This window comes from Niallia sp. FSL W8-0177, from assembly GCF_038006285.1.
GTDB lineage: Bacteria > Bacillota > Bacilli > Bacillales > Cytobacillaceae > Niallia > Niallia circulans_A.
The window spans coordinates 4382916-4406340 of sequence record NZ_JBBOUX010000001.1 but is presented as its reverse complement, the minus strand read 5'-3'; the positions used below and the strand labels follow the sequence as shown (position 1 = coordinate 4406340).

The 23425-nt window shown below is 37.8% G+C and carries 37 protein-coding genes; all 37 read right to left on the bottom strand.

Annotation, left to right across the window (positions count from 1 at the left end; all coding sequences use genetic code 11):
- Positions 1-654 precede the first annotated feature (654 nt).
- The 37 genes from NST77_RS21485 to tuf all read right to left on the bottom strand — a co-directional run bounded on the left by NST77_RS21485 (position 655) and on the right by tuf (position 23375).
- Positions 655-1470, bottom strand: coding sequence for a CPBP family intramembrane glutamic endopeptidase (locus NST77_RS21485; protein ID WP_341123517.1), 816 nt, complete (start codon positions 1468-1470; stop codon positions 655-657).
- A 547-nt stretch (positions 1471-2017) separates the two neighbouring features.
- Positions 2018-2410, bottom strand: a complete 393-nt coding sequence (gene rpsI / locus NST77_RS21480) for a 30S ribosomal protein S9 (RefSeq protein WP_047943731.1) — start codon at positions 2408-2410, stop codon at positions 2018-2020.
- Between the two features lie 22 nt (positions 2411-2432).
- On the bottom strand, positions 2433-2870 hold the full coding sequence (gene rplM / locus NST77_RS21475) for a 50S ribosomal protein L13 (protein ID WP_047943730.1): 438 nt from the start codon (positions 2868-2870) through the stop codon (positions 2433-2435).
- Positions 2871-3199: 329 nt separating this feature from the next.
- Positions 3200-3937: a tRNA pseudouridine(38-40) synthase TruA gene (gene truA, locus NST77_RS21470; protein WP_328824005.1), complete on the bottom strand. Its 738-nt coding sequence runs from the start codon at positions 3935-3937 to the stop codon at positions 3200-3202.
- Positions 3938-3948: 11 nt separating this feature from the next.
- Positions 3949-4743: an energy-coupling factor transporter transmembrane component T family protein gene (locus NST77_RS21465; RefSeq protein ID WP_095333650.1), complete on the bottom strand. Its 795-nt coding sequence runs from the start codon at positions 4741-4743 to the stop codon at positions 3949-3951.
- A complete protein-coding gene (locus NST77_RS21460; protein WP_341123516.1) occupies positions 4743-5615 on the bottom strand; it encodes an energy-coupling factor ABC transporter ATP-binding protein in 873 nt (290 codons plus the stop codon). Before NST77_RS21460 ends, NST77_RS21465 begins: the two co-directional genes overlap by 1 nt.
- The gene (locus NST77_RS21455; RefSeq protein ID WP_047943726.1) at positions 5591-6430 is read right to left on the bottom strand and encodes an energy-coupling factor ABC transporter ATP-binding protein; all 840 of its coding nucleotides are present in this window, start codon (positions 6428-6430) and stop codon (positions 5591-5593) included. The genes NST77_RS21460 and NST77_RS21455 overlap by 25 nt, the downstream gene beginning before the upstream one ends.
- A gap of 500 nt (positions 6431-6930) precedes the next feature.
- A complete protein-coding gene (gene rplQ / locus NST77_RS21450) occupies positions 6931-7293 on the bottom strand; it encodes a 50S ribosomal protein L17 (protein ID WP_016204582.1) in 363 nt (120 codons plus the stop codon).
- Positions 7294-7357: 64 nt separating this feature from the next.
- Positions 7358-8302, bottom strand: coding sequence for a DNA-directed RNA polymerase subunit alpha (locus NST77_RS21445; protein ID WP_016204581.1), 945 nt, complete (start codon positions 8300-8302; stop codon positions 7358-7360).
- A 172-nt stretch (positions 8303-8474) separates the two neighbouring features.
- On the bottom strand, positions 8475-8864 hold the full coding sequence (rpsK, locus tag NST77_RS21440) for a 30S ribosomal protein S11 (RefSeq protein ID WP_016204580.1): 390 nt from the start codon (positions 8862-8864) through the stop codon (positions 8475-8477).
- Between the two features lie 22 nt (positions 8865-8886).
- Positions 8887-9252 (bottom strand): 30S ribosomal protein S13, encoded by a 366-nt coding sequence (rpsM, locus tag NST77_RS21435; RefSeq protein WP_016204579.1) that lies wholly within the window; start codon positions 9250-9252, stop codon positions 8887-8889.
- A 22-nt stretch (positions 9253-9274) separates the two neighbouring features.
- On the bottom strand, positions 9275-9388 hold the full coding sequence (gene rpmJ, locus NST77_RS21430; RefSeq protein WP_000868344.1) for a 50S ribosomal protein L36: 114 nt from the start codon (positions 9386-9388) through the stop codon (positions 9275-9277).
- Between the two features lie 37 nt (positions 9389-9425).
- Complete coding sequence (gene infA, locus NST77_RS21425; protein ID WP_016204578.1) at positions 9426-9644, bottom strand: translation initiation factor IF-1; 219 nt, start codon at positions 9642-9644, stop codon at positions 9426-9428.
- Between the two features lie 834 nt (positions 9645-10478).
- Positions 10479-11129: an adenylate kinase gene (locus tag NST77_RS21420; protein ID WP_061800912.1), complete on the bottom strand. Its 651-nt coding sequence runs from the start codon at positions 11127-11129 to the stop codon at positions 10479-10481.
- Positions 11130-11190: 61 nt separating this feature from the next.
- On the bottom strand, positions 11191-12486 hold the full coding sequence (gene secY / locus NST77_RS21415; RefSeq protein ID WP_047943724.1) for a preprotein translocase subunit SecY: 1296 nt from the start codon (positions 12484-12486) through the stop codon (positions 11191-11193).
- Positions 12486-12926: a 50S ribosomal protein L15 gene (gene rplO / locus NST77_RS21410; RefSeq protein ID WP_047943723.1), complete on the bottom strand. Its 441-nt coding sequence runs from the start codon at positions 12924-12926 to the stop codon at positions 12486-12488. The genes secY and rplO overlap by 1 nt, the downstream gene beginning before the upstream one ends.
- A 32-nt stretch (positions 12927-12958) precedes the next feature.
- Entirely contained in the window at positions 12959-13141 is a 183-nt protein-coding gene (rpmD, locus tag NST77_RS21405) for a 50S ribosomal protein L30 (RefSeq protein ID WP_016204574.1), read from the bottom strand.
- Between the two features lie 13 nt (positions 13142-13154).
- Positions 13155-13655, bottom strand: a complete 501-nt coding sequence (rpsE, locus tag NST77_RS21400) for a 30S ribosomal protein S5 (RefSeq protein ID WP_047943722.1) — start codon at positions 13653-13655, stop codon at positions 13155-13157.
- Positions 13656-13679: 24 nt separating this feature from the next.
- Positions 13680-14042: a 50S ribosomal protein L18 gene (rplR, locus tag NST77_RS21395; protein WP_047943721.1), complete on the bottom strand. Its 363-nt coding sequence runs from the start codon at positions 14040-14042 to the stop codon at positions 13680-13682.
- Positions 14043-14074: 32 nt separating this feature from the next.
- Positions 14075-14611 (bottom strand): 50S ribosomal protein L6, encoded by a 537-nt coding sequence (gene rplF / locus NST77_RS21390; protein WP_095333640.1) that lies wholly within the window; start codon positions 14609-14611, stop codon positions 14075-14077.
- A gap of 31 nt (positions 14612-14642) precedes the next feature.
- A complete protein-coding gene (rpsH, locus tag NST77_RS21385; protein ID WP_016204570.1) occupies positions 14643-15041 on the bottom strand; it encodes a 30S ribosomal protein S8 in 399 nt (132 codons plus the stop codon).
- A gap of 30 nt (positions 15042-15071) precedes the next feature.
- Complete coding sequence (gene rpsN / locus NST77_RS21380) at positions 15072-15257, bottom strand: 30S ribosomal protein S14 (RefSeq protein WP_009499044.1); 186 nt, start codon at positions 15255-15257, stop codon at positions 15072-15074.
- A gap of 25 nt (positions 15258-15282) precedes the next feature.
- Positions 15283-15822 carry a 50S ribosomal protein L5 gene (rplE, locus tag NST77_RS21375; RefSeq protein WP_144581433.1) on the bottom strand — a complete coding sequence of 180 codons (540 nt, stop codon included), beginning with the start codon at positions 15820-15822 and terminating at the stop codon, positions 15283-15285.
- A gap of 27 nt (positions 15823-15849) precedes the next feature.
- Positions 15850-16161, bottom strand: a complete 312-nt coding sequence (gene rplX / locus NST77_RS21370; protein WP_016204568.1) for a 50S ribosomal protein L24 — start codon at positions 16159-16161, stop codon at positions 15850-15852.
- Between the two features lie 36 nt (positions 16162-16197).
- Positions 16198-16566, bottom strand: a complete 369-nt coding sequence (rplN, locus tag NST77_RS21365) for a 50S ribosomal protein L14 (RefSeq protein ID WP_016204567.1) — start codon at positions 16564-16566, stop codon at positions 16198-16200.
- A gap of 38 nt (positions 16567-16604) precedes the next feature.
- Positions 16605-16868 (bottom strand): 30S ribosomal protein S17, encoded by a 264-nt coding sequence (rpsQ, locus tag NST77_RS21360; RefSeq protein ID WP_031537905.1) that lies wholly within the window; start codon positions 16866-16868, stop codon positions 16605-16607.
- A gap of 20 nt (positions 16869-16888) precedes the next feature.
- Positions 16889-17092, bottom strand: a complete 204-nt coding sequence (rpmC, locus tag NST77_RS21355) for a 50S ribosomal protein L29 (RefSeq protein ID WP_003351417.1) — start codon at positions 17090-17092, stop codon at positions 16889-16891.
- Complete coding sequence (rplP, locus tag NST77_RS21350; protein WP_016204565.1) at positions 17082-17516, bottom strand: 50S ribosomal protein L16; 435 nt, start codon at positions 17514-17516, stop codon at positions 17082-17084. Before rplP ends, rpmC begins: the two co-directional genes overlap by 11 nt.
- Position 17517: 1 nt before the next feature.
- Positions 17518-18174, bottom strand: coding sequence for a 30S ribosomal protein S3 (rpsC, locus tag NST77_RS21345; RefSeq protein ID WP_047943718.1), 657 nt, complete (start codon positions 18172-18174; stop codon positions 17518-17520).
- 3 nt (positions 18175-18177) lie between these two features.
- The gene (gene rplV, locus NST77_RS21340) at positions 18178-18519 is read right to left on the bottom strand and encodes a 50S ribosomal protein L22 (protein WP_047943717.1); all 342 of its coding nucleotides are present in this window, start codon (positions 18517-18519) and stop codon (positions 18178-18180) included.
- Positions 18520-18537: 18 nt separating this feature from the next.
- Positions 18538-18816, bottom strand: coding sequence for a 30S ribosomal protein S19 (rpsS, locus tag NST77_RS21335; protein WP_016204562.1), 279 nt, complete (start codon positions 18814-18816; stop codon positions 18538-18540).
- A 60-nt stretch (positions 18817-18876) separates the two neighbouring features.
- Complete coding sequence (gene rplB, locus NST77_RS21330) at positions 18877-19707, bottom strand: 50S ribosomal protein L2 (protein WP_016204561.1); 831 nt, start codon at positions 19705-19707, stop codon at positions 18877-18879.
- A 30-nt stretch (positions 19708-19737) separates the two neighbouring features.
- Positions 19738-20022 (bottom strand): 50S ribosomal protein L23, encoded by a 285-nt coding sequence (gene rplW, locus NST77_RS21325; RefSeq protein ID WP_016204560.1) that lies wholly within the window; start codon positions 20020-20022, stop codon positions 19738-19740.
- Positions 20022-20645 (bottom strand): 50S ribosomal protein L4, encoded by a 624-nt coding sequence (gene rplD / locus NST77_RS21320; protein WP_095333638.1) that lies wholly within the window; start codon positions 20643-20645, stop codon positions 20022-20024. The genes rplW and rplD overlap by 1 nt, the downstream gene beginning before the upstream one ends.
- A gap of 28 nt (positions 20646-20673) precedes the next feature.
- On the bottom strand, positions 20674-21300 hold the full coding sequence (gene rplC / locus NST77_RS21315) for a 50S ribosomal protein L3 (protein WP_047943715.1): 627 nt from the start codon (positions 21298-21300) through the stop codon (positions 20674-20676).
- 39 nt (positions 21301-21339) lie between these two features.
- Positions 21340-21648, bottom strand: coding sequence for a 30S ribosomal protein S10 (gene rpsJ / locus NST77_RS21310; protein WP_009336571.1), 309 nt, complete (start codon positions 21646-21648; stop codon positions 21340-21342).
- A 539-nt stretch (positions 21649-22187) separates the two neighbouring features.
- On the bottom strand, positions 22188-23375 hold the full coding sequence (gene tuf / locus NST77_RS21305) for an elongation factor Tu (protein ID WP_095333634.1): 1188 nt from the start codon (positions 23373-23375) through the stop codon (positions 22188-22190).
- Positions 23376-23425: the final 50 nt, after the last annotated feature.

Genomic DNA, 23425 nt, shown 5'->3' with positions numbered 1-23425 from the left:
CTCGTTCTGACCTCAAATAGTATTGTTCTTCAAAATCATAAAGAAAAACGGCTCTAATTACACAACGACAAAGATATTTTAGTTATTTTTTTGCATCCTTCTAGACATAATCTTTAATCGTATGTGATATATCCCCACTGCCAAAACCAATTCTGCACCTTTTGACAGCTTTGTAAATCTACCTTTCCTTTTTCAATAAATGAAAAAGCTCACAAATTTGATTAATCACCATTTGTGAGCCTTTATATCTTATTAAATTGAACATATTTTGTCCTTATAATGATGGTGGTCAGGGGGCGAAATAGGTTTTAAAGTATGATAATACACGTTTTTCCTATAACATTGTGTAATCACTTTTTGACTATATTGTATCGCCGATCCATTGGCAAAACGTTGATAGACCCAGCCAATCATCTGTTTTCGAATATCCCGATAACTGTGAAGTATTATTCAGTCTGATATCTACTAACTTAGTTACATGATTACGTTCTAATAACTCTACGAATGTCCGTAAATTTTTTTCCAAAAAACCAATTGTACATAAATTAATTGTCATAGTATTCCTCCGAAAATTTTGTTAAGTATCTATGGTCCTGAATAAGCTTACAGTCTTATTAGAGATAATACTTATGATCCACTTTATTGGCGATTATGCTATAGCTTTCTAACTTGCATTATTGTCATGCTCCTTTTTTCGTATATCACAACAGTTAAAATGGACACAAGAATGATCGCAGTATTTGCAGCAATTGTTCCCGTCCAGGTCATCGTCATGGTACCAAAGATAGGGGATGCTGCATTGAACATGGTATGGAATAATACGGACATAAAGACAAAGCCTTTTCCTGAAATTTTGTAGATTGCCCCGTGGAAAAATCGAAAAGCCATGAGTTGAACTACAAACATCCCAAAGTTAATAAGCCCTTCACCGTGATTCGTCCCCGGAATGAAGAAAAGGGGAATGTGCCATACAGTCCAAATAATCCCAGTGATAACAGAAGATACTACAAAGCCGTATTTTTTGTTGAGTTTAGGCTGCAATATGTACATCCAGCCAGCTTCCTCTAAGCCGCCAATAATAAGATTACCAGGCAGCGAAAGAAAAAACGTATAAAACGGAAGCACTATTTCTGTGCGGTCTGAAACTGCTATATGGATTAAGAAATACAGTGCAAGCCCTGCAACAACAAACAAATAGACAAATATGTTGTTTTTGATATAAAAAACAGTTTTCAACCATTCCTTAAAATCTGCTATTTTTTTATTTTTCTTCAAAACGACATATGAAGCAATAGCAGGCGACAAAATATAAATTGCAAAAGGAATATTCATCAAGAATTGCTGGAATGTGTGAACCCAATTGTGAACTGAATATCCGAATGGCCCAAGAACAATCAAGGCACCTGACACAAAATATGCTATGCTAAAAGTCAGCAGCGTAAATTGTACTGTGGTTTTTTTATCTATCATGGTATCTACACCTCACATTTTAGAGTATTTTTAAGTATCACTTGCAACATCACCATTCACATTCAAATATTCTATGGACTCTCATAGGTAAAAATATACCATCCTCATTCTATGCTCCTTCACATAGATAAACTGCAGTAGTTGATCCCCATAAAAACTCATAACTATTATTCATTTCGATCACATTGCGCCTCCCTTTAAGCTCTAATATAACGCTTTTCTCTCTTTCATTATAATGATTTAAAAAAGTCTGTGGTTCAAAAATGGGACGATTTAAGACTAATATTATCCATTTGTGAAATTTATAAGAAACAACCTAGCTCTCGTTCTAGTAATTCTTCACCTTACAATGAAAATTGAGCAATAATTTAGTTTAATGAAAGTGGATCATTGTACTCCATAGTTTCGCTGGGGAAAACCAATAGTACATAGTCTGAGGTTCCTGAAGGATTCTGTTATGAGTAGTCATCAAATATATCACAGACAACTTTTAGCATAAAAAAAGACCCTTTCCACAAAAGTGAAAAGAGCCTTGAAACGCCAAAAATTAACGTTTTGAGAACTGAGGTGCACGACGAGCGCCTTTAAGACCGTATTTTTTACGTTCTTTCATACGAGCGTCACGAGTTAATAATCCTGCGCGTTTTAATGTTGGACGGTATTCAGGATCTACTTGAAGTAAAGCACGTGCGATACCATGACGGATAGCGCCAGCTTGACCAGTATAACCTCCACCGTTAACATTTACTAAAATATTGTAGCTTCCAGTTGTTTCAGTAGCCACTAATGGTTGTTTAACAACTTCGCGTAAAGCTGCAAACGGGATATAATTTTCGATTTCACGACCATTGATGATGATTTGTCCGTCACCTGGAACTAAACGTACACGAGCAACAGAGCTTTTACGACGACCAGTACCGATATATTGAACCTGTGCCATTTGTTTTACCTCCCTTTATTAATTATCCACGAAGTTCGTAAACTTCTGGTTGTTGAGCTTGGTGCGGATGTTCGCTACCAGCATATACGTGTAATTTTCTAAACATTTGACGACCAAGAGAATTCTTTGGAAGCATACCTTTGATTGCAAGTTCTAACATTTGCTCTGGATATTTAGTACGCATTTCTAAAGCAGTTCTTTGCTTTAATCCACCTGGGTGCATAGAGTGACGGTAGTAAATTTTGTCAGTTAATTTTTTACCAGTCAATTCAATTTTTGAAGCATTTAAAATAATTACATGATCACCAGTATCCACATGAGGTGTGAAAGTTGGTTTATGTTTACCACGTAGAATTGATGCAATCTCACTAGCAAGACGACCTAAAGTTTGGCCTTCAGCATCAATCACGTACCATTTACGATCAACATTGTTTGAATTAGCCATAAACGTTGTACGCATGAGTTTCCCTCCTGAAATGTTAAAGTTATAGTTTGTTTTAAAATATAAATGTCTGTTCTTACGTCTATATGTTCACACAATTAAGTTCCGGGGCTTAATGTGGGTTTAAAATACATACCATATTATGATATATCCTAGAGTAGCATATGTCAAGGGAATGTTACACCAGGTTTAGTTGTTATGAGAAAAAAATCTTTTTTTCGTGACTTTTACTCAAAGAACAACACTTTTTACTTATCAGAAAGGGATTCCTTGGTCACTTTCTGTACTCTTTTTGGAAAAGGAGGAAAGCATTAGTCTTCTCTCCCCAGCATCGCAAGAATCATGGTTTAATACCATACTTTCCAAAGATACAATCCATTTGCAGAGGCTGTTTTTCCTGCTGCCTTTCTATCCTTTTTCTCTAAAATTACGGGAATATCTTGTGGTAACTTTTTCCCTCTTCCTACATCTAATAAGGTACCAACCATAATCCGCACCATATTATAAAGGAATCCATTCCCTTGGAAAGAAAAAATTAACATATTGTCTTCCTCTGTAAGCTTTACTCCAGTAATCGTTCTTACTTTTCTTTCTTTGTCTGTTTTAGCAGAGCAAAAACTAGTAAAATCATACTCTCCAATAAAATAACAAAGCGCTTCCCTCATCGCCTCCATATTTAGAGCATATGGATAATAATAGGCATAATTACGTTTAAAGGGATCTCTCCGCTCTCCTAATTGAATAAAATAGCGATACTCTTTCGCTGTTACATTATATCTAGCATGAAAGGAGTCAGGTACTATCTCTGCATCTGCAACCACAATATCGTGGGGCAAAAGAGTATTTAGAGCAATCGGCCACTTATCTGCAGGTATATCAAGAGGGCTATCAAAATGAATGACTTGTCCCTTAGCATGAACGCCAGCATCCGTTCTACCAGAAGCCTGAATTTTTACTTCTACTCCTTTATGGAGCCTTCTTAAAGCCTTTTCGATTTCCCCTTGTACGGTTCGATCCTTTGGCTGAATTTGAAACCCACTATAATTCGATCCATCATAGCTAACTGTACATTTATATCTTTGCATCGTATTCTCCATTATGTTCTTAATACAAACAGCATAGCTGTTATTAGTATCAGAATAATAATCATTATGGTATCAATAGGATTCCAGATTAATTGGCGGTATTTCGTTCTTCCTTCTCCACCTTGATAGCCACGTGCTTCCATCGCAATAGCAAGCTCCTCTGCTCTTTTAAAGGAGTTAACGAATAAAGGAATCAATAAAGGAATAATTGCTTGTACACGGCTTTTAATGGAGCCACTAGAGAATTCTACTCCTCTTGCCATCTGAGCCTTCATAATCTTTTCTGTTTCATCCATTAAAGTTGGAATAAAGCGCAGGGAGATAGACATCATAAGCGCCAGCTCATAAACAGGAAATTTCACTTTTTTTAGTGGTCCTAATAGTGTTTCAATTGCATCCGTTAACTCGATTGGCGTTGTTGTTAATGTAAGCAAGGATGTCATGATAATGAGCAAGAAGAAGCGAATAGAAATGAGAATCCCCATTCTAATACCTTCTTTATAAATCGTAATCCATCCCCATTCAAACAATAGCTCTCCATTCTTCGTGAAAAAAATATGCAAAATAAACGTAAAAATAATTAACCAAAAAATTGGCCTCAGTCCTAAATAAATGTACTTAATCGGTACATTGGAGATGGCGACTAAAGTACCTACATATACAATCAATAGCAAATAGCTCCAAATATTATTAGCCAAAAATACAATACAAATAAATAGGAAAACAAGTAGTAACTTGGAACGGGGGTCCATTCTGTGTAATGTAGAATCAACGGGAATAAAACGCCCTATAATCATTTTTCCCATTAACTGCTCCCTACTTTCTTCTGAAGATACACTGCTAACTCATCCGTAAAATCTTCCATGTTTAAGTGAACCCGTTCCATCTTCATTCCGAATTTTGCTTCTACTTTCTTTTGGAATCGTACAACTTCAGGAACATTCAATCCAATAGCAGCTAAATCCTCTGCTTCTTTAAAAATTTCTATTGGAGTCCCTTGACGATGAACACTCCCTTTATTCATAATGACTATTTGATCTGCATAATGAGCAGCATCCTCCATACTATGTGTAACTAGAACAGTCGTTAAATTTCGCTCTTTATGAAGCTTATAAAACATATCCATAATTTCTCGTCTGCCTCTTGGATCTAAGCCAGCTGTCGGCTCGTCTAATACAAGTACATCTGGTTCCATAGCCAGCACACCAGCAATAGCTATTCTTCTCATCTGACCGCCTGATAAATCAAACGGAGATTTCATAAGAAAATCTTCCGACAATCCTACCTCACTTAATGCCTTCACAGCTCTGATCTTTGCTTCTGATTCAGGAATACCAAAATTGAGAGGACCAAAACAGATATCCTTTTCTACTGTTTCTTCAAACAACTGTTGTTCTGGAAACTGAAAAACAATGCCCACTCTTTGCCGGATACTCCGTAAGTTCTTATGTTTTTGTCCACCCTCAAGTATACGGTCACCTATTACCACTTTCCCTTTAGACGGGGTTAAAAGAGCATTAAGATGCTGTAAAATGGTAGATTTACCTGAACCAGTATGACCTATAACGGCAACATAGCTTCCAGAAGGAATATTAAAACTTACATCCTCTATCGCCAAGCGCTCAAACGGAGAATTTTCCTGGTAACGATACTCTACTTTTTGAAGTGAGATGTCCATATGCCTGTCACCAACTCTTCTTCTGTTAAATATATTTCCTCTAATGAAATACCTTTGTTTATTAAGCTTTCTCTAACCTTAATAGTAAAAGGTATATCTAAACCTATTTCAACAAGTTCCTTCTGCAGTTTAAATATTTCCTTAGGACTACCTTCCTTATATACCCTACCCTTATTCATTACGATAATCCGGTCTGCCTTAGCAGCCTCATCTAGGTCATGAGTAATCGAAATAATGGTCATATTTTCTTTTTGCAGCTCTCTCATAATATCAAAGACTTCTTCTCTTCCCTGAGGATCAAGCATAGAGGTAGCCTCATCTAATATGATAATTTCAGGTTTCAATGCAATAATTCCTGCAATAGCGACTCTCTGTTTTTGTCCTCCAGATAGATGGTGCGGCTCTTGATCAAGAAAAGATAACATCTTTACTTTTTCCAAAGAACGCTCTACTCTTGTTACCATCTCACTTCTTGGAACAGCGTTATTTTCTAAACCAAAAGCCACATCATCCTTCACCGTTGTACCAACAAACTGGTTATCAGGATTCTGGAATACCATTCCTACCTTTTTCCTTATGTCCCAGACAGACTCCTCCGTTATCGGAATACCATCGATGACTATAGATCCTTCATGAGAGTATTGTAACCCATTTAATAACTTCGCTAACGTAGATTTACCTGAACCATTATGTCCAACTATCGCAACCCACTCACCAGCGTTTACATGAAAAGAAACATGATTAAGGGCAAATTCTGTCTGCTCCTCATATTTAAAAGATACATCTTCTACCTTTACTAAAATCTTTTGGTCCATTACATTCCCACCATTTACCTGCCAGATATTGTTGATTATAAATAAAGTAAAATTACTACATTCCCATTCCTATTAATGACTATCAACCTGCATGTAATAACCCACTGAAGATATTTCAGTTTTTATTCTAACTCATTGTTAAAGCAAGATAAAAAAATAAACTCGCCAATTGGGCGAGCTTTGAATTGGTTTAACATAAGATTATTTGTATAATCTTTGATATCCTTTTTCTATGCTTGTTAAATATATCTTATGGTATTCCACTTCTTAGCACCCTGCAGTCCTAATAAAACATGAAAAAAGCCCGCACCTCTTTCTAACGATTTAAATCCAAAGAAGAGGTGCACGAGCTAGACGAGTCATTAAAAAAGATAAATGCTCATCATAACACTCTATATTGGCTTGATCTAAAAGTGAGGATTATTAAAGAAAAAGGGTACTTGAACAAGTTTCATAACAATATAAACTGTCCCGCACCCTAAGTTTCTTTGAAAATCCTATTACACTAACTCGATAATTACCATTGGTGCTCCGTCTCCACGACGAGGTCCCATTTTCATGATACGAGTGTAACCACCTTGACGATCAGTATAACGAGCAGCAACATCACTGAACAACTTTTGTACAGCATCTTGGTTTGTTTCAGCATTAGCAACTTCATGACGTACATAAGCAGCTGCTTGACGACGTGCATGTAGATCTCCACGTTTACCAAGTGTAATCATTTTTTCTACAACAGAACGAAGTTCTTTTGCACGAGCTTCAGTTGTTTCAATGCGCTCATTGATGATTAAGTCTGTAGTTAAGTCACGTAACATAGCTTTACGTTGTGCGCTTGTGCGTCCTAACTTTCTGTAACCCATGTGAGATTCCCTCCTTTTGTTAAAATACAAGCTTTATAGATATCGTTCATAATCAAGAGACTTCTCAGTCGTCTTTTCTTAATCCTAATCCAAGCTCTTCTAATTTATGTTTTACTTCTTCAAGAGATTTTCTACCTAAGTTTCGAACTTTCATCATATCTTCTTCCGTCTTATTCGCTAATTCTTGTACGGTATTAATACCAGCACGTTTTAAGCAGTTATAAGAACGAACAGAAAGATCTAATTCTTCGATTGTCATCTCAAGAACTTTTTCTTTTTGATCTTCTTCTTTTTCTACCATAATCTCAGCATTCTGTGCTTCGTCAGTTAATCCAACAAAGATATTCAAATGCTCAGTTAAAATCTTTGCACCAAGTGCGATAGCATCTTGAGGACCTGTACTACCGTCAGTCCACACGTCAAAAGTTAACTTATCATAATTAGTCAATTGACCAACACGAGTATTCTCTACTTGATAAGAAACACGAGATACTGGCGTAAAGATAGAGTCAATAGGAATTACACCAATAGGTTGATCTTCACGTTTATTTTGCTCTGCTGGTGTGTATCCACGGCCACGCTTTGCAGTTAAACGCATGCGGAAATTTCCGTTACTACCTAATGTTGCGATATGAAGATCTGGATTTAAGATCTCTACATCACTATCATGTGTAATGTCTGCTGCTGTTACTACCCCTGCACCTTGCATATCAATCTCTAAAGTTTTTTCATCATCAGAGTATATTTTCAATGCTAGCTTTTTGATATTTAATATGATAGCTGTAACATCTTCTACGACGCCTTCAATAGTTGAGAACTCATGAAGTACCCCATCAATTTGAATGGATGTGACAGCGGCACCTGGCAGTGAGGATAGTAGAATACGACGTAAGGAGTTACCCAAAGTAGTACCATATCCACGCTCAAGTGGCTCTACGACGAACTTACCATACTTGGCATCATCGTTGATCTCAACCGTTTCGATTTTTGGTTTTTCTATTTCGATCATCAAGATATACCCTCCTTCAAAACGTCGAAACCTCGGTAATTTTTACCGAAATTCCCCATGTTTACGTTCCCGCTTGTGCACAACAACTGGGTTAGTTAATAAATCTGTACGGGTTCTAAAAGTTTTAGTCATATCCCATTATAGACAAGGATAGAAAATTTATACAGAAAAATTAAACTCGGCGACGTTTAGGTGGTCGGCAACCATTATGAGGAACTGGAGTTACGTCTCTGATCGCTGTAACTTCTAGCCCTGCAGCTTGAAGAGCACGAATAGCAGCTTCACGACCTGCACCTGGTCCTTTAACTGTTACTTCTAAAGTTTTCATACCGTGTTCCATAGATGCTTTTGCAGCAGTTTCAGCAGCCATTTGTGCAGCGAATGGAGTAGATTTACGAGAACCTCTGAATCCAAGTGCACCAGCGCTTGACCATGAAAGAGCATTTCCATGAACGTCTGTAATAGTTACGATAGTATTGTTGAAAGTAGAACGAATATGAGCAACACCAGACTCAATATTCTTTTTAACACGACGTTTACGTGTATTAGTTTTACGTGCCATTATAATGTACCTCCTTTACCGATTATTTTTTCTTATTAGCTACAGTCTTACGAGGACCTTTGCGAGTACGAGCGTTGTTTTTCGTGTTTTGTCCACGAACTGGTAAACCACGACGGTGACGAAGGCCACGGTAGCAACCAATTTCCATTAGACGCTTAATATTTAAAGAAATCTCACGACGAAGATCCCCTTCTACTTTTAAACCGTCAATGATATCACGGATTTTGTTTAATTCATCTTCCGTTAAATCACGAACGCGTGTATCTTCAGAAACACCAGCTTCTGCTAATACTTTTTGTGCAGTATTTTTTCCAATACCGTAAATGTAAGTTAAAGATATTACTACACGTTTTTCACGTGGAATATCCACACCAGCAATACGTGCCATCTATATGCGCACCTCCTTGTTATTAACCTTGTTTTTGTTTGTGTTTAGGGTTTTCACAGATAACCATAACTTTACCACGTCTGCGGATAACTTTACATTTTTCGCAGATTGGTTTAACAGATGGTCTAACTTTCATTATCCTAACCTCCTTGATAGTACGGAGTGCAATCAGATTATTTAAAGCGGTAAGTAATTCTTCCGCGAGTTAAGTCATATGGAGATAACTCAACCGTTACTTTATCACCAGGTAAAATACGGATGAAATGCATGCGAATTTTACCAGAAACGTGAGCCAATACAGTATGACCATTTTCTAATTCTACCTTAAACATGGCGTTCGGCAAAGTTTCAGTGATTGTGCCTTCAATTTCGATTACATCGTCTTTAGCCATCGAAAATCTCTCCTTTCCATAAAAAAATACGAGATCCATCTTAACTAATATAGCAAAGTGTAGCTCTTCTTGTCACACGATCGGTGTACATTAAACTACTCTGAACTGCTCCTATAATATAATAAAACTGCATTTAACTGCAACTAATTGATTATACCATAAGAGAAGGTACTTCGTCCGCTATTAATTATAAAAAAATATAATAATAGGCAAAGAAATAGAAAAAGGTTTAATGCTACCAACTAAACTTAGCATTGCTAGATCATTCATTTTAAGAAAGAAATGATCTTTCCTCTCATTACGAACATTCTATCAACAGCCTTGTGTCTTATCGTATCGAAGTATACAAGCATTTATATGACCTTTTTCAAGAAAAATTATCATTCTTCAAGAGTCTAGCCTTAAAACTTCCCACTCATACTTGGTTTCACTTGAAAAGCCACATAGATTTCGTATTTCAAGGATTTCGTAGACTGTTCGACAACTGCACACCTGTTTCTAATACCAATCGTCATAATAGAAAGAATAATAGTTACATTACCTTCTTCACTACTAGATAAAAAAGCAATTCAAGCGGAGTTACCATGAAATCCAAAATACTCTGCACCAATTATCTAAATTGATTAATCTTTTAACGAAGATAAACATGTCAAAATAACACGGTTATGCTTTTTTTGTTACAGATATAACCATGAAAATTATTATACCTTTTGAAAAAAGGAAATGCATCATGTTTAGGAATAAACTCCTCAGCCATTTCATCCCAATTCTTCTATTTATTATCTCTGATTTATTCCATGCTAGAGAACAGATTAGTCAAAGCAAAAGTTACTCTTATTTTAAAGTACTTAATAATTCATCAAGATCTACGAATACTTTATTAATATCTTGTTGTCCATTGATATTACGAAGATAACCTTTTGACTCATAGAAATCAAGTAATGGTTGAGACTGCTTGATATTAACTTCTAAACGATTTTTCACTGTTGCTTCATTATCATCAGCGCGTTGGTATAATTCGCCTCCACAACGATCACATGTATCTGGCTTGGTTGGCGGATTAAACACTAGATGATAGGTCGCACCACAGCTTTTACAAATACGTCTGCCTGTTAAACGCTCCATTAATATCTCTTGATCCACTTGAACATTGATACAAAAGTCTAGTTTCTTATTCAAATCAGACAAAATATTTTCTAAAGCTTCTGCTTGAGGAACTGTACGAGGAAAACCATCTAAAAGAAAACCTTTTTCACAGTCATCCTTGCTAAGTCTTTCGCGAACAATACCAATTGTCACTTCATCTGGTACTAATTCACCTTTATCCATAAAAGATTTTGCCTTTAGTCCAAGTTCTGTTTCGTCTTTCATAGCCGCACGGAACATGTCGCCAGTTGAAATATGAGGGATGTCGTACTTCGCGACAATCTTCTCAGCTTGTGTACCTTTACCTGCGCCAGGGAGCCCCATTAAGACTAAATTCATGCGTATTCCCCCTCAAGTTCTCTTACATAAAATTCAAGGGACAAGCGTCCCCTAAATTATACTATTTAATAAAACCTTTATAGTGTCGTTTTACTAATTGAGATTCTAATTGCTTCATTGTTTCCAATGCCACCCCAACCACGATTATAATACTTGTTCCGCCAATCTGAGCCGATTGTGGAAGCCCTGCAATATTAATGAAAAATACAGGAAGTATTGCAATAATGGCTAAGAATAGAGCTCCAACTAGTGTTAAACGAGATAGAACACGTGATAAATAATCTTGCGTACTTTTACCAGGTCGAATACCTGGAATATATCCACCTTGTTTTTTCAGGTTTTCAGAAACTTGTTCTGGATTCACCTGAATGAAAGCATAGAAATAAGTAAACGCAAGGATTAATACCGTATATATAATCATTCCTATTGGATGAGTATAGTCAAATACTCTTTGAATCCAGGAAGTAACGTCGTTTTGCGGTAAGAATGATGCAATAGTTCTCGGTGTAACCAAGAAGGAAACTGCAAAGATAACTGGAATAACACCAGCAGAGTTTACTTTCAACGGTAAATGTGTTGATTGTCCACCTGTGCTGCTATTTCCGTTTACCATTCTTTTAGCATATTGAATTGGTATCTTTCTAAGAGCTTGCTGAATGAAAATTACTCCTACTACTATTGCAATGACAGCTAGAACGATTAAAGCTAACGTAACAATATTAAGGAATAATTGATCACCCGGATTGTCAAACTGCTGAGCATAGATTTGATTAGCAATAGAAGGAATTCCGGCTGCGATACCAGCAAAAATGATAATAGAAATACCATTCCCAACCCCTTTAGAAGTAATTAGTTCTCCTAACCACATTAAAAAGGCTGTACCAGCTGTTAACACAAGAGAAATTACCAAATAGGATGAAAATCCAGGTTTTGTAATCAATGCACCACCAGCAAGATTATTAAAACCGTATGACATACCAAAACCTTGGATAAGTGCTAGAACGATTGTAAAGTAACGCGTAAATTGCGTTAACTTTCTTCGTCCAGCCTCACCCTGTTTTGACCATTCCGTAAATTTGGGTACAACATCCATTTGTAATAAGCTTACAATAATAGACGCTGTAATATACGGCATGATTCCCATTGCAAGAATAGAAAAATTCTTTAGTGCTCCACCACCGAAAGTATTTAAAATTCCGAAGGCGCTAAAAGCATCTTGTGCTTTTAAAAAGTCTGCATTCACGTATGGTACAGGAATAAATGTACCAAGACGAAATATAATCAACATTAATAGGGTGAATATGATTTTTCGTCTTATTTCACCCACGCGCATAAAATTGGAGATTGTCTGAAACATCAGATCACCTCTGTTTGACCGCCGGCAGCTTCAATAGCTTCCTTTGCAGCAGAGGAGAATTTATGAGCTTTAACAGTAAGCTTTTTCTCTACGTTGCCTTTTGCAAGAATCTTAATTCCTGCTTTTTCGTTGCTAACAACTCCTGTTTCGATAAGAAGTTCTGGAGTTACTTCAGTTCCCTCTTCAAAACGATTTAGAGTATCTAAATTAACAATAGCGTATTCTTTACGGTTGATATTAGTAAAACCACGTTTAGGTAAACGACGGAATAAAGGCGTTTGACCACCTTCAAATCCAGGTCTTACACCCCCACCTGAACGTGCGTTTTGACCTTTATGACCTTTACCAGCAGTTTTACCATTACCTGAACCGATACCGCGCCCTTTGCGTTTACGTTCTTGACGAGAACCTTCTGCAGGTTTTAATTCATGAAGTTTCATTTTGGCACCTCCTTATTGAAGAAGAATGATTTTTAGTTTTCTTTTACAGTTACAAGATGTGATACTTTATTGATCATACCGCGAATTGCAGCATTATCTTGTTGAACAACTGTTTGATTTACCTTACGTAATCCTAAAGCTTTAACTGTTTCGCGTTGGTCTTGCGGACGACCAATTACGCTTCTAGTGAGGGTAATTTCCAGATTGTTTGCCATTTAATTTCCCTCCTTATCCTAACAGTTCTTCTACTGATTTTCCACGTAACTTCGCTACGTCTTCAGCACGTTTTAATTGTTTTAAACCGTCTAAAGTTGCACGAACCATGTTAATTGGTGTGTTAGTACCTAATGACTTAGATAAGATATCAGCTACACCAGCTAATTCAAGCACAGCACGTACTGGACCACCAGCGATAACTCCTGTACCTGCAGAAGCAGGCTTTAATAGAATTTCACCAGCTCCGAAATGTCCGATAATTTCGTGTGGAATTGTTGTACCAACCATTGGTACTTCAATAAGATTTTTCTTCGCATCTTCAACCGCTTTGCGAATTGCATCAGGTACTTCTTGAGCTTTACCAGTACCAAAACCAACGTTACCATTTTTGTCCCCAACTACTACTAGAGCAGAGAAACGAAAACGACGTCCACCTTTAACAACTTTCGCTACACGGTTAACTGTAACTACGCGTTCTTCAAGTTCAAGTTTGTTTGGATCAATACGACGCATCTTTTTATGTCCCTCCTTTGTCTATTAAAATTCTAGGCCGTTCTCACGAGCAGCATCAGCTAAAGCTTTTACGCGACCATGATATAAATATCCTCCGCGGTCAAATACTACTGATTTAATTCCTTTTTCTACAGCACGTTTAGCTACTAATTCACCGATCTTAACTGCAGCTTCTAAATTACCAGTAGATTCAAGGTTAAGCTCTTTATCTAATGAAGATGCACTTGCGATTGTTACACCGTTAACATCATCAATTAATTGAGCGTAAATGTGTTTGTTTGAACGGAACACATTTAAACGAGGACGAGCTTCAGTTCCGCTAAGTTTAGAACGCACACGTGCGTGTCTTTTCTTACGAACTTGATTTTTATCAGCCTTCGTAATCATTTAGGTCACTCCTTTCGTTTACCTATGCGGCATTACTTACCAGTTTTACCTTCTTTTCTACGTACATATTCGCCTTCATAACGGATACCTTTCCCTTTATAAGGTTCTGGTGGACGAACGTCACGAATGTTAGCAGCAAGTGCTCCAACACGCTCTTTACTAGTTCCTTTTACAACTACTTTCGTAGCAGATGGTACTTCGATTTCAATACCAGCTTCTGGTTCGATTTCTACTGGATGAGAGTAACCTACGTTCAATACAAGTTTGCTTCCTTGTTTTTGAGCACGGTAACCGACACCGATTAATTCAAGACCTCTCTCAAAGCCTTTTGAAACACCCTCCACCATGTTAGATAACAATGCACGAGTTGTTCCATGTAATGCACGATGTTCCTTCACATCAGAAGGACGAGTTACATTAATCACGTTTTCTTCTAAGCTGATCGCAATATCAGAATTAAAAGTACGAGTTAATTCACCTTTAGGACCTTTCACCGTTACAGTACTTTTATCAATAGTAACTGTAACGCCTGCTGGTACTTCGATTGGTTTTTTACCTACACGAGACATTTAGTTGCACCTCCATTCATTAAACCTATTATTACCAAACGTATGCTAATACTTCTCCGCCAACTTGTTTCGCACGAGCTTCTTTATCAGTAAGTACTCCTTGAGAAGTAGAAACTAATGCAATTCCAAGACCGTTTAATACACGAGGTACTTCTGTTGCTTTCGCATAAACACGAAGACCAGGTTTACTAATTCTTTTAAGTCCAGTTATTACACGCTCGTTGCTTGAACCGTATTTTAAGAAAATGCGGATAATACCTTGTTTGTTGTCTTCGATATATTCTACATCACGTACAAAACCTTCACGCTTTAAGATTTCAGCGATCTCTTTTTTGATGTTAGAAGCAGGAACTTCTAATTTTTCGTGACGAACCATATTCGCATTACGGATTCTTGTAAGCAAATCTGCAATTGGATCTGTCATAACCATTTGTATTTACCTCCTTCCCAATATCGGGTTTTACCAGCTAGCTTTTTTCACACCAGGAATTTGTCCCTTATACGCTAATTCGCGGAAACAAATACGGCAAAGCTTAAATTTACGGTACACAGAATGTGGACGACCACAACGTTCGCAACGTGTGTATTCTTGTACTTTATATTTAGGCGTGCGTTTTTGTTTCGCAATCATTGACTTCTTAGCCACATCTTCGCCTCCCTCTAATTAGAGATTACTTTTGGAACGGCATTCCAAATTGAGTTAACAGTTCACGAGCTTCTTCATCTGTGTTTGCAGTTGTAACGATGACAATATCCATTCCTCTAACTTTGTTTACTTTATCGTAATCAATTTCAGGGAAAATCAATTGTTCTTTAACACCTAGAGTGTAGTTACCGCGTCCATCAAATGATTTTTTAGATACACCACGGAAGTCACGTACACGTGGAAGAGAAACAGATACAAGTTTATCAAGGAATTGATACATGCGTTCTCCACGAAGTGTAACTTTTGCTCCGATAGGCATTCCTTCACGTAGACGGAAACCTGCAATTGACTTCTTAGCACGAGTGATTACTGGCTTTTGACCTGTAATTTGTGCTAATTCTTCAACAGCAACATCTAATGCTTTAGCGTTTGCTACCGCATCACCGACACCCATGTTAACAACGATTTTTTCCAGTTTTGGAACTTCCATAACTGATTTATAATTGAACTTGCTCATAAGAGCAGGAGTAGTTTCTTTAACAAATTTTTCTTTTAGGCGGTTCATTCATTGTACCTCCCTTCTTCATTTGAACTATTTATCTAGAATTTCACCGGATTTTTTCGCTACGCGTACTTTTTTACCATCAACCGTTTTTGATCCTACACGAGTAGGTTCACCAGTTTTAGGGTCGATAGGCATAACGTTGGATACATGAATAGCAGCTTCCTGGTCATTGATTCCACCTTGTGGATTCAATTGGGATGGCTTAGAGTGCTTCTTAACAATGTTGATTCCTTCAACGATCACGCGATCTTTTTTAGGGAATGCAGCAAGAACAACACCAGTTTTGCCTTTATCCTTACCAGAGATGACCATTACTTTGTCACCTTTTTTAACATGCATCTTTTCGCACCTCCTTAAAGGCAATTAAAATTTATATTATAGTACTTCTGGAGCTAATGATACAATCTTCATAAAGTTGTTATCGCGAAGTTCGCGTGCAACTGGTCCAAAGATACGTGTTCCACGTGGACTCTTATCATCACGGATAATTACACATGCGTTTTCATCGAAACGAATGTAAGTACCGTCTGCACGACGAACACCACTTTTAGTTCTAACGACTACTGCTTTAACTACGTCACCTTTTTTAACAACGCCACCTGGTGTTGCTTGTTTCACAGTAACGACGATGATATCACCGATGTTTGCAGTTTTACGTCCTGAACCACCAAGAACTTTAATAGTAAGTACTTCACGAGCACCAGAGTTGTCAGCAACTTTCAAACGTGATTCTTGTTGAATCATGTGTGTAACCTCCCTTCGGGATGCTTAATTCCGAACAATTATATAATAACTGCTTTTTCTACTACTTCTACAAGACGGAAACGTTTTGTAGCTGATAACGGGCGAGTTTCCATAATGCGTACGATATCGCCAGTTTTTGCTGTGTTTTGCTCATCATGAGCTTTATACTTCTTAGAGTATTTCACGCGTTTGCCATATAAAGGGTGTTTTTTGTATGTTTCAACAACAACTGTAATGGTTTTATCCATTTTATCAGATACAACACGACCAGTATAGACTTTGCGTTGATTGCGTTCGCTCATTCTACGAACCTCCTCTCAACTTATCGATTATTGACGCCGATTTCTCTCTCACGAATGACAGTTTTCATTCGAGCGATCGCTTTGCGTACTTCACGAATGCGAGCTGTATTTTCAAGTTGTCCAGTCGCTAATTGAAAGCGAAGGTTGAAAAGCTCTTCTTTTAAGGATTTAACTTTTTGTTCAATTTCAGCAGTGGTAAGGTCACGAATTTCATTAGCTTTCATTAGTTTCACCACCAATTTCTTCACGTTTTACAAACTTACATTTAACAGGAAGTTTGTGCGCTGCAAGACGAAGAGCTTCACGAGCGATCTCTTCAGATACACCAGCTACTTCGAACATAATTTTTCCAGGCTTAACTACCGCTACCCAACCTTCAGGAGCACCCTTACCGGAACCCATTCGGACTTCAAGAGGCTTAGCAGTGTAAGGCTTATGAGGGAAAATTTTAATCCAAACTTTACCGCCACGTTTCATATAACGTGTCATTGCAATACGAGCAGACTCGATTTGACGGTTTGTAATCCAAGAAGCTTCTAAAGATTGTAAACCGTATTCACCGAATGCAACTTCTGTACCACCTTTTGCTTGACCACGCATTTTACCACGATGAACACGACGATATTTTACACGTTTAGGTAGTAACATATTATTTGCCTCCTTCCTCAGTTTTCTTCTTCGTTGGAAGGATCTCTCCACGATAGATCCAAACTTTCACACCTAATTTACCATAAGTTGTATCAGCTTCAGCAGTTGCATAGTCGATATCTGCGCGTAGAGTGTGCAATGGAACAGTTCCTTCGCTATAAGACTCTGAACGAGCGATATCTGCGCCACCTAGACGACCTGATACCATTGTTTTGATACCTTTAGCACCAGCACGCATTGAACGTTGGATTGCTTGTTTTTGAGCACGACGGAAAGATACACGGTTTTCTAATTGACGAGCAATGTTCTCAGCAACTAGTTTCGCATCCATATCTGCTCTTTTAATTTCTAAAATATTGATGTGTACACGTTTGCCAGTAAGTGAGTTAAGAGCTTTACGTAAAGCTTCAACTTCTGTTCCACCTTTACCAATAACCATACCTGGTTTAGCAGTGTGGATAGTAACATTTAAGCGGTTAGCAGCACGCTCGATTTCTACTTTAGAAACAGAAGCATCACTTAGGCGTTTTGTAATATACTCACGTACCTTTAGGTCTTCGTGTAAAAGATCAGCATAGTCTTTACCTGCGAACCATTTAGATTCCCAGTCACGAATGATCCCGACACGTAAACCGACTGGATTTACTTTTTGACCCACTAATTACCCCTCCTTCTTTTCTGATACAACGATAGTGATGTGGCTAGTACGTTTGTTAATTTGACTTGCACGACCTTGTGCACGTGGACGGAATCTCTTTAGAGTTGGTCCTTCATTAACGTATGCTTGCTCAACCACTAGGTTATTAATATCCATTTCGTAGTTATGCTCTGCGTTAGCAATAGCGGATTTTAAAACTTTCTCTACGATTGGAGAAGCTGCTTTTGGAGTTAACTTCAAAATAGCTACCGCTTCACCAACTTGCTTTCCTCGAATTAAATCTACGACTAAACGAGCTTTACGAGGAGCAATACGAACTGTATTTGCAACAGCTTTTGCTTGCATTAGAATGCCCTCCTCTCATTAACGTCTTGTTTTCTTATCGTCACTTGCATGACCTTTGTAAGTACGAGTTGGAGCAAATTCTCCAAGTTTGTGACCTACCATGTCTTCAGTAACATAAACTGGAACATGTTTACGACCATCATAAACAGCGATTGTTTGACCGATGAATTGTGGGAAGATCGTAGAACGACGAGACCAAGTTTTCACAACTTGCTTCTTATCACTATCACTTAATTTTTCGATCTTTGTTAGTAAATGATCATCAACAAAAGGTCCTTTTTTTAAGCTGCGACCCATAATGGAACCTCCCTTCGTGATTGTTCTACGGTTCTATCATTGAACCGTAGTTCAACCCCGTTATTTTTTACGGCTACGTACAATAAATTTATCAGATTTATTTTTCTTGCTACGCGTTTTGTAACCAAGTGTTGGTTTACCCCATGGAGACATTGGTGATTTACGTCCGATTGGAGCGCGTCCTTCACCACCACCGTGTGGATGGTCATTAGGGTTCATTACAGATCCACGTACAGTTGGACGTTTACCTAACCAACGATTACGACCTGCTTTACCAATGTTGATTAATTCATGTTGTTCATTACCAACTTGACCGATTGATGCACGGCAAGTAGCAAGAATTAAACGAACTTCACCAGAATTTAAACGTACAAGTACGTATTTCCCTTCTTTACCAAGCACTTGAGCGCTTGTTCCAGCAGAGCGAACTAATTGTCCACCTTTACCTGGTTTTAACTCGATGTTGTGGATTACTGTACCAACTGGAATGTTAGCAAGTGGTAATGCATTACCTGGCTTGATATCAGCCTCAGGCCCTGACATAACTTCTAATCCAACTTCTAAATTTTTCGGTGCAAGAATGTAGCGTTTTTCTCCGTCTACATAATTGATTAACGCGATATTAGCAGATCTATTTGGATCGTACTCAATTGTAGCAACGCGTCCTGGAATGCCATCTTTGTCACGTTTAAAATCGATTACACGATATTGACGCTTATGACCTCCACCTTGATGACGAACAGTTAACTTACCTTGGTTATTACGGCCGCCTTTTCTGTGTAAAGGAGCAAGCAATGACTTTTCAGGAGTACTTGTAGTGATTTCACTAAAGTCTGAAGACGTCATATTACGTCGACCGTTGGAGGTAGGTTTATATTTTTTAATCGCCATTTGTGTTCCCTCCTCTTCTAAATATTATTATTAAGCTTCAAAGAATTCGATTTCTTTGCTGTCAGCTGTTAATTTAACAATTGCCTTACGACGTTTGTTTGTGTATCCACCAAAACGTCCCATACGCTTGAATTTACCTTTGTAGTTCATGATGTTAACTTTTTCAACTTTAACGCCAAAGATTTCTTCAACAGCATCTTTAACTTGAGTTTTATTAGCTCTTACATCAACTTCAAACGTGTATTTTTTATCAACCATTAAATCAGTAGAACGTTCAGTGATAACGGGGCGCTTAATCGTATCGCGTGCATCCATTATGCAAGCACCTCCTCTACTTTTTCAACCGCTGCTTTTGTCATGATTAATTTATCATGGTTTAAAACATCTAATACTGTAATTCCAGAAGCAGTAACAACTGTTACCCCCGGGATGTTACGAGCAGATAATGCTACGTTTTCATCAAGGTCAGCTGTAACGATTAATGCTTTCTTTTCTACAGAAAGATTACCTAATACGGCTTTGAAATCTTTAGTTTTAGGTGCATCAAAAGCAAGGCTTTGTAATACTAAAATATTTTCTTCTAATACTTTAGTAGATAATGCGGATTTAATTGCTAATCTACGAACTTTTTTAGGTAATTTATAGCTATAGCTACGCGGAACCGGTCCAAATACCGTACCACCACCACGCCATTGTGGAGATCTGATAGATCCTTGACGTGCACGTCCTGTACCTTTTTGGCGCCATGGCTTACGTCCACCACCAGCAACCTCAGAACGAATTTTAGTTTTATGAGTTCCTTGACGTAAAGAAGCTCTTTGCATAACAACTGCTTCAAATAAAACACTTTTGTTAGGCTCGATACCAAATACTGATTCATTTAATTCGATATCTCCAGCTTGCTTACCGTCTTGGTTGAATAATGCAACTTTAGGCATTCTTATTTCCTCCTTTCCAGATTAATAATTATGCTTTAACAGCAGTTTTGATTTTTAATAAAGCTTTTCTAGCTCCAGGTACATTACCTTTAATTAACAGAAGATTGCGTTCTGCATCTACTTTAACGATTTCTAAGTTTTGAACAGTAATTTGTTCTCCACCCATACGTCCTGGTAATGCTTTCCCTTTGAATACACGGTTTGGTGCTACAGGTCCCATTGAACCCGGACGACGATGGTAACGAGATCCGTGAGCCATTGGTCCACGAGATTGTCCATGGCGCTTAATTGAACCTTGGAAACCTTTCCCTTTAGAGATACCTGTTACATCCACTATATCGCCTTCAGCGAAAATACTTACATTGACTTCTTGACCAACCTCGTACTCTTCCACGCTAACATCTCTAAATTCACGAACGAAGCGCTTAGGAGCAGTACTTGCTTTAGCAACATGTCCTTGTTCAGGTTTGTTAGCTAACTTTTCACGTTTGTTTTCAAATCCGATTTGTACTGCCGCATAGCCATCAGCTTCAACAGTTTTCTTTTGAAGAACAACGTTCTCAGCAGCTTCCACTACAGTTACAGGGATAAGATTGCCGTTATCAGCGAATACTTGAGTCATACCTATTTTTCTTCCTAAGATTCCTTTGGTCATTTAAGTCACACCTCCTGATTGTTTAAATGTTTATTTCAATTATAATTTAATTTCGATATCTACACCTGACGGTAAATCCAGACGCATTAGTGAATCAACTGTTTGTGGAGTTGGGTTCACGATGTCGATTAGACGTTTATGCGTACGCATTTCAAACTGTTCACGAGAATCTTTATATTTATGAACCGCACGTAGGATTGTGTATATAGACTTCTCTGTTGGTAACGGAATCGGTCCAGATACAGCAGCACCAGAACGTTTTGCAGTTTCAACGATTTTCTCAGCTGATTGATCCAAAATTCTATGATCATACGCTTTTAAACGAATACGAATTTTTTGTTTTGCCATTATTTTCCCTCCTTTTCGCCTATTTTAGAATAGACATTCTCCGCAGGAATTTCCCACACACTCGCCATGGCAAAGCGGCCGGGTGTGTCAGCAACCTCCCACATCATCGCAAGTCAAAGACCAACATTGTCTATTATACATAAAAACGCCTAGAAAAGCAACAACATTTATTATTTTTCTTTCGTTTTAGTACACTCAAATTATTATACATATTCCATGATCATATTTCAACCCAATGTATAATTGTCAGTCAATTGGTAATGAACCATTTAGATTGAGAAAACTATTATTAAGACTTTTATATTCTAACAAAAAATAGTGAAAGATTATATAGTAAGATTTTGGAAAACGTCTTTCTTCTATATTAATAACCCTATCTATTATAGCTAACCTGATAATATTTAAACATTATTCCTTTATACAATCATTTATCCAAATAGCATAATTACTATTTACGTACCTAAATCTATTTTAATTGCGATAGATTTGTTCACAAAAAAAACAAGCTGACGAATCAGCTTGTTTTTTATCAAAGGTTATTATTCAACGATAGTAGCAACGACACCAGCGCCTACAGTACGTCCACCTTCACGAATAGAGAATTTAGTTCCTTCTTCAATAGCGATAGAAGAAATTAATTCAACATCCATTTCGATGTTATCGCCAGGCATAACCATTTCTACACCTTCAGGTAAGTTACAAATACCAGTTACATCAGTTGTACGGAAGTAGAACTGAGGACGGTAGTTTGTGAAGAATGGAGTATGACGTCCACCTTCTTCTTTTGATAATACGTAAACTTCTGCTTTGAATTTTACGTGTGGAGTAATTGAACCTGGTTTTGCTAATACTTGACCACGTTGGATTTCTTCACGAGCAACCCCACGAAGAAGTGCACCAATGTTATCTCCAGCTTCAGCATAATCAAGTAATTTACGGAACATTTCAACACCAGTTACAGTAGTTGATTTTTTTTCTTCAGCTAAACCGATGATGTCTACAACGTCACCAACTTTAACTTGTCCACGCTCAACACGACCTGTTGCAACTGTACCACGACCAGTGATTGAGAATACATCCTCAACTGGCATCATGAATGGTTTGTCAGTGTCACGAGTTGGAGTTGGGATATATTCATCAACTGCAGCCATAAGCTCAGTGATTTTTTCTTCCCAAGCAGCATCTCCTTCAAGAGCTTTAAGAGCAGAACCTTTAATTACAGGAATATCATCACCAGGGAATTCATATTCTGTTAATAGGTCACGTACTTCCATTTCTACTAATTCTAATAATTCTTCATCATCAACCATATCACATTTGTTTAAGAATACTACTAAGTGAGGTACACCAACTTGACGAGAAAGAAGGATGTGCTCACGAGTTTGTGGCATTGGACCATCAGTAGCAGATACTACTAAGATACCACCATCCATTTGAGCAGCACCAGTGATCATGTTTTTAACATAGTCAGCATGTCCTGGGCAGTCAACGTGTGCATAGTGACGAGTAGCAGTTTCGTACTCAACGTGTGCAGTTGAGATTGTGATTCCACGCTCACGCTCTTCTGGAGCAGCGTCGATTTGATCATAACCGCGAGCTTCACCGCCACCAACTTTAGAAAGTACAGTTGTGATAGCAGCTGTTAATGTAGTTTTACCATGGTCAACGTGACCAATTGTTCCAATATTTACGTGTGGCTTAGAACGATCGTATTTAGCTTTTGCCATTAGGAAAATCCTCCTTTGATTTGTAAAAAATAAGTATTTTTATAGAGCTG